This is a genomic window from Ralstonia insidiosa, assembly GCF_008801405.1.
Taxonomy (GTDB): Bacteria; Pseudomonadota; Gammaproteobacteria; order Burkholderiales; family Burkholderiaceae; genus Ralstonia; species Ralstonia insidiosa.
On sequence record NZ_VZPV01000001.1, the window covers coordinates 243,484 to 255,907 of the forward strand.

The 12,424-nt window shown below is 64.4% G+C and carries 8 protein-coding genes and 2 riboswitches; of the genes, 7 read left to right on the forward strand and 1 reads right to left on the reverse strand.

Annotated elements, in window-relative coordinates; genetic code table 11:
• Positions 1-115: 115 nt before the first annotated feature.
• On the reverse strand, positions 116-400 hold the full coding sequence (locus tag F7R11_RS01210; protein ID WP_021197194.1) for a hypothetical protein: 285 nt from the start codon (positions 398-400) through the stop codon (positions 116-118).
• Positions 401-487: 87 nt separating this feature from the next.
• Here F7R11_RS01210 and F7R11_RS01215 point away from each other — a divergent pair, with 87 nt between their 5' ends.
• From F7R11_RS01215 to F7R11_RS01245, 7 genes are all read left to right on the forward strand, one after another.
• Positions 488-2,683, forward strand: a complete 2,196-nt coding sequence (locus F7R11_RS01215) for an ESPR-type extended signal peptide-containing protein (protein ID WP_064805680.1) — start codon at positions 488-490, stop codon at positions 2,681-2,683.
• Positions 2,684-2,915: 232 nt separating this feature from the next.
• Positions 2,916-3,013, forward strand: a riboswitch (glycine riboswitch).
• A gap of 13 nt (positions 3,014-3,026) precedes the next feature.
• A riboswitch (glycine riboswitch) is annotated at positions 3,027-3,153 on the forward strand.
• 128 nt (positions 3,154-3,281) lie between these two features.
• Complete coding sequence (gene gcvT, locus F7R11_RS01220; protein WP_064805682.1) at positions 3,282-4,409, forward strand: glycine cleavage system aminomethyltransferase GcvT; 1,128 nt, start codon at positions 3,282-3,284, stop codon at positions 4,407-4,409.
• Between the two features lie 43 nt (positions 4,410-4,452).
• Positions 4,453-4,833: a glycine cleavage system protein GcvH gene (gene gcvH / locus F7R11_RS01225; protein ID WP_064805684.1), complete on the forward strand. Its 381-nt coding sequence runs from the start codon at positions 4,453-4,455 to the stop codon at positions 4,831-4,833.
• A gap of 85 nt (positions 4,834-4,918) precedes the next feature.
• Entirely contained in the window at positions 4,919-7,858 is a 2,940-nt protein-coding gene (gcvP, locus tag F7R11_RS01230) for an aminomethyl-transferring glycine dehydrogenase (RefSeq protein ID WP_064805686.1), read from the forward strand.
• A 166-nt stretch (positions 7,859-8,024) separates the two neighbouring features.
• Positions 8,025-9,137 (forward strand): alginate lyase family protein, encoded by a 1,113-nt coding sequence (locus tag F7R11_RS01235; RefSeq protein ID WP_390624370.1) that lies wholly within the window; start codon positions 8,025-8,027, stop codon positions 9,135-9,137.
• A 107-nt stretch (positions 9,138-9,244) separates the two neighbouring features.
• The gene (locus tag F7R11_RS01240) at positions 9,245-10,621 is read left to right on the forward strand and encodes an L-serine ammonia-lyase (RefSeq protein ID WP_021197187.1); all 1,377 of its coding nucleotides are present in this window, start codon (positions 9,245-9,247) and stop codon (positions 10,619-10,621) included.
• Positions 10,622-11,098: 477 nt separating this feature from the next.
• On the forward strand, positions 11,099-12,409 hold the full coding sequence (locus F7R11_RS01245; protein WP_064806487.1) for a nucleotide sugar dehydrogenase: 1,311 nt from the start codon (positions 11,099-11,101) through the stop codon (positions 12,407-12,409).
• Positions 12,410-12,424 lie beyond the last annotated feature (15 nt).

Genomic DNA, 12,424 nt, shown 5'->3' on the forward strand with positions numbered 1-12,424 from the left:
AAAAGCAGGCGGGAAGGTACAGCGGAGGGCGATGGTAGCACGCACGGGCGACAGGGCTTGGGGCCTCATCTGGCGTGGCGCGCACATGACTCGGCGCCGTACCGGTCAGGCATTTTCAGACGTGTTCCTGCAGGTGATTTTGAGATGCTCTGCTGGAGCTCACCGGCAAGCTGACCGTCCTGGCGTTCAACCCAACGTCTATGGATTGGCCAGCGTCAAACCCAAAAATAAGAATTTGCCGATCTTTGGGATTTTTCGTAACGGAGAAAATCGCGTCACATCGCGTCAACGGTGTCACGGACAGCAACACGGCGCACAGGATGCCGCGTGTTATCAGCGCTTTCTGATTCTTCAATTTCCGCAATTCATTGCGATTGCCATACAAATCGACGGAACTCATCCCTCGATTTCTCCAGACTCTGCGGCCGCCGATCAATGACATGGATCGGCTCGGAATTCCACTTTTATTCCCGCAGGGGGGATTGATATGAACAAGGCATATCGCGTTGTGTTCAACAAGGCGACTGGCGTATGGATGGCGGTTTCGGAGATCGCGCGTGGGCGCGGCAAGGGGCGTTCCGTTGTGCGGCCAGTGGGCGCCGCGCTGATCGCAAGCGCAGCATTGTTTTCTGCGCCTGGGGCGATGGCGCAAGTTCTGATCGAGCAGCCGGACGATGGGGGGCCGATCAATATTGGCAGCAGCGTGACCGGGGGCTCCGTCAGTTTCTCCAACGTAGCGGGCCAAAACCGTCGCCTCACGGGTATTGAGAACGGTGTTGGCACAACCGATGCCGTGACCGTCAATCAGCTCAACGGTGCTCTCACCGCGCTCGGTGGGCGTATCAACAGTGTGACAGGCGCGATTGTTGCCCCGACATACACGCTGGGCGCAGACAGCAAGGGAGGCACAACGTACTCCACCGTGCCAGGCGCGCTGGGCAACTTGGATGACCGGATCAAGGGTAACACCGCCAGCATCGTCAACAACACCACCAACATCGCCAACCTGACCAACGGCACGGCCGGCATGGTCCAACAGGCCACGGCTGGCGCTGAGATCACCGTAGCAAAAGACACCGATGGCGACGCAGTGAACTTCGGCGGCAAGGGCGCGGACGGCAGCCCCATCACGCGCAAGCTGACCAACGTAACGGCTGGCACGAACGCCACTGACGCCGTCAACTTCAGTCAGTTGAGCGACGTCAACAACACGGCTGAACAGGCCGCCACCAAGGCGAACAACTCGGTCCAGTACGACGCTGCTGGCGACACCATCACTCTCACGAACCCGGCGACTGGCACTGGCCCCGTGCAGATCAAGAACGTGGCTGCCGGCACGGCTGACACCGACGCCGTAAACAAGAGCCAGCTCGACAGCGTCAAGGCCGTGGCCGACAACGCCGTGCAGTACGACAGTGCAGCCAAGAATAGCGTCACGCTGGGCAATGCCGGCACGCCGGTCAAGCTCTCGAACGTGGCCGATGGTGCAGTGGCTTCGGACAGCAAGGACGCTGTCAACGGTGGCCAACTGTTCGACGTCAAGAGCACGGCTGAGCAGGCTGCAAAGGCTGCCGCCAACTCTGTTCAGTACGACGCTGCGGGCAACACCATCACCCTCACGAACCCGGTGACTGGCACGGGCCCCGTGCAGATCAAGAACGTGGCAGCCGGTACGGACGACACTGACGCCGTCAACGTCAAGCAGCTCAAGGACGCAGGTCTGGTGGGCAGTGATGGCACGCTGGCCAACGTTGTGACATACGACAGCGATAAGAAGGACAGCGTTACTCTGGGTGGCCTGAAGGACGATGGTACGGGCGCCATGGTTCCGGCAACGGCACCGGTCAAGCTGTCGAACATCGCCAATGGCGTGAATGCCAATGACGCCGTCAACTTCAGCCAGCTCAATGGCGTAGGTAGCGCGTTGGGCGGCGGTGCTGGGTTCAACAACGGTGTGTGGACCGGCCCGACCTACACCTTCCGGAATGGCGACCAGTCGACCACTGTGGGCGATGCACTCTCGAAGTTGGATAACCGCGTTTTCACCCTGGAAGGCAGCAGCGTCGGCGGCGGTAGCGCTGCCAACGACAAGTTCTCCGGTAGCGGTGCAAACAACGGTAATCCCGGCCAGAAGGAGGAGGCCGTAGCATCGGGGGCCTACGCTACGGCATCGGGTGCCAACGCGGTTGCCAAGGGCCAAAACTCCACGGCGACGGGCGCCAATGCCCGGGCAACCGCAGACAACAGTGTCGCCTTGGGTGCCGGCTCGATCGCGGATACGGCCAACACGGTGTCCGTCGGCTCCGTTGGCAACGAACGCGCCATTACCAACGTTGCGGAAGGTACGAACCCCACCGATGCGGTCAACAAGGCACAAATGGATCGTCAAATTGCAGGCGTGCAAAACAGCGTCGGCAACCTGCAGAACCAAGTCAGCCAGATCGACAGCAAGGTCAACCGCGTAGGTGCCATGAACGCGGCCATGTCCACGATGATGGCGAGCGCGGCCGGTCTGCAGACCGACAACCGCATGGCCATCGGCACGGGTCTGTATCGCGGTGAAACCGCACTGGCGATCGGCTACCAGCGCAAGGTCGGCTCGCGCGCCACGGTGACGATCGGCGGTTCTACCGCTGGCGGCAAGGAGTACAACGTGGGCGTGGGCGCTGGTTTCGGCTGGTAACCCACCGTCGTTGATGGTGTGAAGTAAAACGGGCGCGCGGGTCTCCACTGCACGCCCGTTTCTTTTTATGGGCGCAATCGTTTGTGCCCCTCGCTTTTTCCGATGGCGTTACACGGCTCACGTGCCTTGACACGTCCCACGAAGTGCGGCCAGTTTTTTGGGCAGCATTGCTGCCAAAAAGCGCCGCCGACTCGCCCTGATTGACAATCCCAGCCCCCTTCCGTAAATTCCGCCCATCCATCCGGGAGAGCGTGCCCGCCGCACACGGCCAGGCACCGCCGAAGGGGTAGCACCCGAAAACTCTCAGGCATCCAGGACCGGGTGGATCGGCCAGACATGCGTCTGACCGCACTCTGGAGAGCTGGCGCTGCACGACCACTGCAGGCGCCCACCGAAGGGGCTCACGAACGGCGCGCACCGCTATGCGCTCTGCTCGCAATCTCTCAGGTACCAAGGACAGAGGGGCCATCCGCGCAGCTTGCATCTTCATGGCGTCACCATGAGGCATCAGGCTGTGCGGGTGGCCTTTTTTGCTTTTTGGTCCCCGATCCATGCGCCGCGCCCAGGCCACCGGCGGCGCACTCAGCCGAGAGATTCCATGACGCTCCAACACACGCCGCTCAATGCCATCCACCGCTCGCTGGGCGCCCGCATGGTCGACTTTGGCGGCTGGGACATGCCCGTCAACTACGGCTCCCAGATCGAAGAACACCACGCCGTGCGCCAAGACGCAGGCATCTTCGACGTCTCGCACATGTGCGTGGTCGACCTCACCGGCGCGCGCGTGCGCGATTTCCTGCGTGGGCTGCTGGCCAACAACGTCGACAAGCTGCAAACCCCGGGCAAGGCGCTTTACAGCTGCATGCTCAACCCCAAGGGCGGCGTGATCGACGACCTGATCGTCTACTTCTTCCGCGAAGACTGGTTCCGCCTGGTGGTCAACGCCGGCACTGCGCCGACTGACCTGGAGTGGATCGTCGCGCAGAACGAAGCCGCCGGCACGGGCGTAACCATCACGCCGCGCCGCTCCGACAACAACGCCGGCGCCGAGCCGCTGGGCATCCTCGCCGTGCAGGGCCCGAACGCCCGCGCCAAAACGTACGCCGCGCTGCCGGGCACGCAGGCCGTGGGCGAGGCGCTCAAGCCGTTCAACGCAGGCTTCGTCACCGTGGATGGCGTGGGCGAGATCATGGTCGCCCGTACTGGCTACACCGGGGAAGACGGCTTCGAACTGGTGGTGCCCGCCTCGCAAATCGCCGGCGTGTGGGAACGCCTGCTGCAAGCCGGCGTCCGCCCGGCCGGTCTGGGTGCACGCGACACGCTGCGCCTGGAGGCCGGCATGAACCTCTACGGCCAGGACATGGACGAGCACGTCTCGCCGCTCGACGCGGGTCTGGCCTGGACGGTCGATCTGCAAAGCGAACGCGACTTCACCGGCAAGGCGGCACTGCAAGCCGGTGGCCAGCGCGAGCAGTTCGTCGGCCTGATCCTGCGCGACAAGGGCGGCGTGCTGCGCGCCCACCAAAAGGTCATCACCCCCGCCGGTGACGGCGAGATCACCAGCGGCACGTTCAGCCCGAGCCTGTCGCTCTCCATCGCGCTGGCGCGCTTGCCCAAGGATGTGGCCATCGGCACCGACGTGCAGGTCGAGATCCGCGACCGCAAGTTGACCGCGACTGTGGTTAAACTGCCGTTCGTGCGCAATGGCAAGGCGCTGGTCAGCTGAACCCCCGAATTCCACTCATTCCAAATCTTCCGGAGAACCTTTCATGAGCAACATCCCCGCCGATCTGAAGTACACCGAACACGACGAGTGGATCCGCGTTGAAGCCGACGGCACGCTGACCATCGGCATCACCGATTTCGCACAAGACGCGCTGGGCGACATCGTGTTCCTCGAATTGCCGGACGCTGGGCGCACCGTCGCCAAGGACGAAGCGATTGCCGTGGTGGAATCGGTCAAGGCTGCCTCCGACATCTACGCCCCGGTGTCGGGCGAGATCGTCGCCAAGAATGAGGATGCTGCTGGCGCACCGGAGTCGGTCAACGCCGACGCCTACGCCGCGTGGCTGTTCAAGATCAAGCCGACCAACGCCGACGACGTGAACGCCCTGCTGTCGGCCGAGCAGTACACCACCAAGATCGGCTAAGCCGGTCCTTCAAGCCGATGTGCGCGCCCTGACCTGCGCCGCGCATCGGCTTTTTGCTGCATTGCCTGAATTTCGAGCCCTTGCCATGAACGCTCCGCACCCCGCTTCCTCGGCGCTGTCCGCCGAACGCCCCACCCTGGCTGACCTGGAGGCGCGCGATGCCTTCTCGCACCGCCACATCGGCCCGTCTGCCGACGAGCAGGCCCAGATGCTCGACACGCTCGGCTACGCCAGCCGCGCCGCGCTGATCGACGCCGTGATCCCCGCCGCTATCCGCCGCCAAGACGTAATGCCGCTGGGCGAATTCACGCAGCCGCTGACGGAAGAAGCCGCGCTGGCCAAGCTGCGCGGCATCGCCGGGCAGAACCGCGTGGTCAAGAGCCTGATTGGCCAGGGCTATTACGGCACGCACACGCCGGGCGTGATCCTGCGCAACATCCTGGAGAACCCCGCTTGGTACACGGCCTATACGCCGTACCAACCGGAAATCTCGCAGGGCCGCTTGGAAGCGATGCTGAACTTCCAGCAGATGGTGATCGACCTGACGGCGATGGACATCGCCAACGCGTCGATGCTGGACGAAGCTACTGCTGCGGCTGAGGCAATGACGCTGCTGCAGCGCATTGGCAAGTCGAAGTCGACCGTGTTCTTCGTGGCCGACGACGTGCTGCCGCAAACGCTGGAAGTCGTGCGCACGCGCGCCGAACCGATCGGCGTGCAAGTGGTGACCGGCCCCGCTGCGGATGCTGCCAAGCACGACGCCTTTGGCGTGCTGCTGCAATACCCGGGCGCCAACGGTGCACTGCTGGGCGATCTGGCAACTTACCAAGCGCTGACCGACGCCGTGCACGCGGCCGGTGGTCTGGTGGTTGCCGCAGCTGACCTGCTGGCGCTCACGCTGCTGGCCGCGCCGGGCGAATGGGGTGCCGATGTGGTGATCGGCAACACGCAGCGCTTTGGCGTGCCGTTCGGTTTCGGCGGCCCGCACGCCGGCTACATGGCCGTGCGCGATGCGTTCAAGCGTTCGATGCCCGGCCGCCTCGTCGGCGTGACGATCGATGCGCAAGGCAACTCGGCGTACCGCCTCGCGCTGCAGACGCGCGAGCAGCATATCCGCCGTGAAAAGGCCACCTCGAACATCTGTACCGCGCAGGTGCTGCTGGGCGTGATGGCGTCGATGTACGCCGTCTACCACGGCCCGCAAGGTCTGAAGCGTATCGCCCAGCGCGTGCACCGCCTGACCGCCACGCTGGCCGCCGGCCTGCGCGCCGTCGGCTACACGCTGGAATCGGACGCCTTCTTCGACACGCTGACCGTCGCCACCGGCCCGCGCACCGCCAACCTGCACATCGCTGCGCAGGCGCACGGTATCAACCTGCGCCAGATCGATGACGCCCGCCTGGGCATCTCGCTGGATGAGACCGTCACGCGTGCTGATGTGGTCGCGCTGTGGGACATCTTCGCGCACGCCGCCCACGCTGCCGCGCCGGACTTCGACAAGACCGAAGCGGCCGTCGCCGATGCGTACCCGACGTCGCTCGTCCGCCAGAGCACCTACCTGACGCACCCGGTGTTCAACGCGCACCACTCCGAGCACGAAATGCTGCGCTACCTGCGCAGCCTGGCCGACAAGGACCTGGCGCTCGACCGCACCATGATCCCGCTGGGCTCGTGCACGATGAAGCTCAACGCCACCGCCGAAATGCTGCCGGTGACGTGGCCCGAGTTCTCGAACATCCACCCGTTCGCACCGGCTGATCAGACCGTGGGCTACCGCGAAATGATCGACCAGCTCGAGCAGATGCTGTGCGCTGCCACCGGTTACGCCGCCGTGAGCCTGCAGCCGAACGCCGGCTCGCAGGGCGAATACGCTGGCCTGCTGATCATCCACGCGTACCACGCCAGCCGCGGCGAAGGTCATCGCAACGTGTGTCTGATTCCGTCGTCCGCGCACGGCACGAACCCGGCATCGGCGCAGATGGCCGGCATGCAGGTTGTCGTGGTTGCTTGCGATGAGCGCGGCAACGTCGATCTGGCGGATTTGGAAAAGAAGGCCGCCGAGCACAGCAAGAACCTCGCGGCGATCATGATCACCTACCCGTCCACGCACGGCGTGTTCGAGGAAGGCGTGAAGCGCGTCTGCGAGATCGTGCACAGCCACGGCGGTCAGGTGTATGTCGATGGCGCCAACATGAACGCCATGGTCGGCACGGCAGCGCCGGGCCACTTCGGCGGCGATGTCTCGCACCTGAACCTGCACAAGACGTTCTGCATTCCGCACGGCGGTGGCGGCCCGGGCGTCGGTCCGGTGGCTGTGGGTGCGCACCTCGCACCGTTCCTGCCGGGTCGCGCAGCGTCGGGTGAAGACGCCAGCCAGAACATCGGCAACGTGTCGGCTGCGGCATTCGGTTCGGCGTCGATCCTGCCGATCTCGTGGATGTACATCGCCATGATGGGCGCGGCGGGCCTGACGGCTGCGACCGAGACGGCCATCCTGTCGGCCAACTACGTGGCCAAGCGTCTCGCCCCGTACTACCCGGTGCTGTACACGGGCGCGCACGATCTGGTGGCGCACGAGTGCATTCTCGACATCCGTCCGCTGCAGAAGGAATCGGGCATCAGCAACGAAGACATCGCCAAGCGCCTGATGGACTTCGGCTTCCACGCACCGACGATGAGCTTCCCGGTGCCCGGCACGCTGATGATCGAGCCGACCGAGAGCGAGCCGAAGGTGGAACTCGACCGCTTCATCGACGCGATGATCGCCATCCGTGGCGAAGTCGACAAGGTGATCTCGGGCGAATTCGACCGCGAAGACAATCCGCTCAAGCACGCGCCGCACACCGCTGCCGTGGTGATGGCAGATAACTGGCAACACAAGTACACGCGCGAGCAGGCGGCCTACCCGGTGGCCTCGCTGCGCAAGCAGAAGTACTGGCCGCCGGTTGGCCGCGCCGACAACGTCTACGGCGACCGCAACCTGTTCTGCGCCTGCGTGCCGATGAGCGAGTACGCGCAAGACTGAAGACGGGCCTGAGGTGACGCGGCGGTGGTGGAGCGCAATCCCCCACCGCCGCGTCACATGTAACCGGGCGCAATCGCTGTAACCCGCTTTCACAATCGACGCTTTCAGGCGCCTCGCCAAGTAAGGTGACGACAGTTCACCTGATCGACGAGACCCTTCCATGCCGATGCTCCACCGCGCCCCGCTCCTTCGCCTGCTTGCCTGTGCTGCCGCTGTTGCGGCGTGCAGTGCGTGCTCGCCGACACAGGCGGGAGCAGCGGCATCTGTGTATGCCGGTGCACATGGTCCGGCAGGTCCGGCGCGCGACTGGTGCAGTGTTTCGCCTGCGCAGTCCGGCGACCCGGCTGCCGCCAAGCTGATTGCTCGCGCGACGCAGCACCTTGGGCAGACCCCGCATCCGCTGCCGCGCCTGCATACCGAAGGCACGCTGCCGCACCAGGGCATCTACGACGAATCCGTTGCAGCCGCGCGGGACTTTCCCGTCATGCGCGACGCCGCGCTGGCCTGGCGACTCACCAGCGACAAGCGCTTCGCCGAGCAGGTCGATACCTTCCTGCACGCGTGGGTCGGCACGTACGTACCGAGCTTCAACCCGATCGACGAGACGAAGTTCGATGCACTGATCCAGGCCTATACGCTCGCACGTGACGGCCTGACACCGGGCACGCGGGAAGAGACGCAACGCTTCCTGCGCACGCTGGCCGAGGGCTACATCGGGCGCACCGAGGCCGCCCGCCAGCCGCTGTCCCACACGTGGATCAACAACTGGCAGAGCCACCGCATCAAGCTGATGGCGATGTCGGCCGCCGCGCTGGGCGACCGCGCGCTGATCGAGCAGACACATCGCCTGTTCCTGCAGCAACTCGCCAACAACGTGCGCCCCGACGGCTCAGTGGAAGACTTTGAAGACCGCGATGCGCTGCACTACGTCGTCTACGACCTGGAGCCGCTGACGATGGCCGCGATTGCCGTGGCGCCGTTCGGTCAACACTGGCTGCGCGAGCGCGCGAGCAATGGCGCCACGCTCGCCGCCGCCATCGACTGGCTCGTGCCGTATGCCGACGGCAGCCGCACGCATGAGGAATACGTCCACTCGCACGTCGCCTTCGACAAGACGCGTGCTGATGCTGGCCTGCCCGGCTTCTCCGGCATGTGGGAGCCGAAGAGCGCCGGTACGCTCTTCTGGCAGGCCACGCGACTGGACCCGAACTACCGCCCGCTGGCCGAACGGCTTGCTGCCACCGCGCCCGATTGGCTGGCGCTGTGCGCGGCACGCTGATCGGCGCATCATTACAGCAGACAGCGGGCACGCAACAACCCGGCGCAACTGGCCACAAGCCAACTTGCCCTCCTGATTGTCATTGATCGCCCCCGGAGCCCTACCCCATGGCTGTTTCTGTTTTCGACCTCTTCAAGATCGGCATTGGCCCGTCCAGCTCGCACACCGTCGGGCCGATGCGCGCCGCGCTGATGTTCGCCTCGGGCCTCGAAGCCGATGGGCTGATGCCGCAAGTGGCCAGCGTGCGTGTGGAGCTGTATGGCTCACTCGGCGCCACCGGCAAGGGCCACGGCACCGATCGCGGTGTGATCCTTGGCCTGATGGGCGAGGCGCCGGACACCATCGACCCCGACACCATCGACGCCAAGCTAGCAGCACTGCGCGCATCGCAATCGCTATCGCTGCTGGGCCGTCATGCGGTGCGCTTTACCGAGAAGGAACACATCGCCTTCTACCGCCGCGAGGCGATGGCCGAGCACCCGAACGGCATGAAATTCCACGCCTTCGATGCGGCCGGCGAGCGGCTGCGCGAGGCGCGTTACCTGTCGGTGGGCGGCGGCTTTGTCGTGACAGCCGGCGCGGCGAATACGCAAGTGCTGTCGGCGCATGACCAACTGCCGCATCCGTTCCGCAGCGGCAAGGAACTGCTGACGATGTGCGAATCGACGGGCAAGTCGATCGCCCGCCTGATGCTGGAGAACGAACTGACCTGGCGCTCGGAAGCCGAGGTGCGCACCGGTCTGCTCAACATCTGGCATGTGATGCAGGCATGTGTGGCGCGCGGTTGCCGCACGGAAGGCGAACTGCCCGGCCCGTTCCACGTGCGTCGCCGTGCGGCTGAGCTGTATTCGCGGCTCACAGTGCAGGCCGAGCGCACGCTGTCCGATCCGCTGTCGGTGATCGACTGGGTGAACCTGTACGCCATCGCCGTCAACGAAGAGAACGCCGCAGGCGGGCGCGTGGTGACGGCGCCAACCAACGGCGCAGCCGGCATCATCCCGGCCGTGATGCATTACTACGATCGCTTCGTGCCCGGCGCGAACGACAACGGCATCGTGGATTTCCTGCTCACGGCGGGCGCGATCGGCATGCTTTACAAGATGAATGCGTCCATCTCCGGTGCGGAAGTGGGTTGCCAGGGTGAAGTGGGCGTGGCCTGTTCGATGGCTGCAGGGGCGCTCGCTGCGGTGCTGGGCGGCACGCCCGCGCAGGTCGAGAACGCGGCTGAAATCGGCATGGAGCACAACCTCGGCCTGACGTGCGACCCCGTTGGCGGGCTGGTGCAGATTCCGTGTATCGAGCGCAATGCGATGGCCTCGGTGAAGGCGGTGAACGCGGCACGCATGGCGTTGCGCGGCGATGGCACGCACTACGTGTCGCTCGACTCCGTGATCAAGACAATGCGGGAGACGGGGGCGGACATGAAGACCAAGTACAAGGAAACGGCGCGCGGTGGGTTGGCTGTGAATATTGTGGAGTGCTGATTTGGGCTTGGTGGTCCATCCCGTGTTTCATCCCCTGCCGGGGCTGACGCACTTTCTTTGTCTTGCTGCTAAGGAAAGTCCGTAAGGAACGGCGCCGCATCGGGCGGGAACGGCCAAACCGTTGGTTCGCGAGTGTTGTTGCTCGGGGGCTTGGCGGTTTGGCCGTTTTACATGTTGGATGTGGTCGCGCAATGTTCACGACACGAGACTTCACGCAAACACGCCGCAACATCGGAGCATTCTCATACACGCACATGTTGCCTGGGCATAACGTTTGACACATTCAATCCCGTGCCGCCCGAGTCAATGTGTCGCGACAGGATCAGTCCGCTCGACCGGGTCGCCCGCTTGCTCTAGAGAACCCCTCAAGGGACACGCTCGTCGCATGCGGCCGCACTACGTTATGAGGGAAACTCAGTGCCTTCTCGCGAGAAATCTTCGGTCTTAGCGCCACAACTCGCTGCCCCCGCGTCCCCCATCCACGGCGCAGCCCCAGTTGAAACTGCGCCGGCACCGCACTGCGTCGCCGTAGTCGGCCTCGGCTACGTCGGTGCGTCACTGGCCCATGCGCTTTCACGACATTTCCGTGTGTGGGGCGTGGATATCGACGCCACGCGTGTGACGGAGTTGCGCGAAGGCTACGACCGCACCGGCGAGCTCTCTCGCGATGCGTTGCTGAGCGCGCCAATACAACTGACCACCGATGCATCGGTACTGAAGCAGGCCGACATCATCATCGTCGCCGTGCCGACCCCAGTCGACGAGGCTCGGGTACCAGACCTCCGCCCCTTGGAACAAGCGTCCGCCGAGGTAGGCCGGCACATACAGCGGGGTGCGACCGTCGTGTACGAGAGCACGGTCTACCCTGGCGTGACCGAAGACGTATGCATCCCCCTGCTCGAACGGCACAGCGGTTTGAAGCACCTGCATGACTTCCACGTTGGTTACTCGCCCGAGCGCATCAACCCGGGCGATCGCGAGCACACGCTTACCACCGTCACCAAGATTGTTTCGGGAGACACGCCGCAGACGCGTGACACGCTGATGAAGCTGTACAGCGTGATCACACACGTGCATCCCGCCAAGAGCATCAAGGTGGCTGAGGCTGCCAAGGTGTTGGAAGACACGCAGCGCGACGTGAACATCGCACTGATGAATGAGGTGTCACAGCAGCTCAGCACGCTCGGCGTGGATACGCATGACGTCCTGGACGCCGCGCGCAGCAAGTGGAACTTCGTAGATTTCCGGCCGGGCCTGGTTGGCGGTCACGGCATTTCGGTCGATCCGCATTACCTGATGCACGGGGCGATCCCCCCCGGGTTCAATGCCAGCCTGATCCTGTCTGCCCGCGAAACCAACGATGGCATGGCGCAGTTCGTTGTCGACCAGTTGCTCCACTGGATGACGAAACGCCACCTGCTGCATCCGCAGACCATCGTGACGGTGCTTGGCGCCACGCTCAAGGAAGACGTGCCCGACGTTCGCCACTCGAAAGTGATCGACATCGTCAAAGCGCTCAACAGGCTGGGTATCCGCACGCAGATCGTTGATCCGCTGGCCAACAGCGACGAGGTGGCACAGGCGTATGGCCTCCACCTGACCCCGCTGGCCGAGGCCGAGCCTGCCGATGCCATCGTACTGGCGGTGCCGCATGCCGAATATCGGGACGGCGGCTGGCGTTTGATTGCATCGCTGGCCAAGCCTCACGCGCGGTTCGTGGTCTGCGACCTGAAGGCCGTGCTGGATCGGGATCTGCGCCCGGAACACGCGACACTCTGGCGGCCTTGAGCGTCGGTTGAGCAG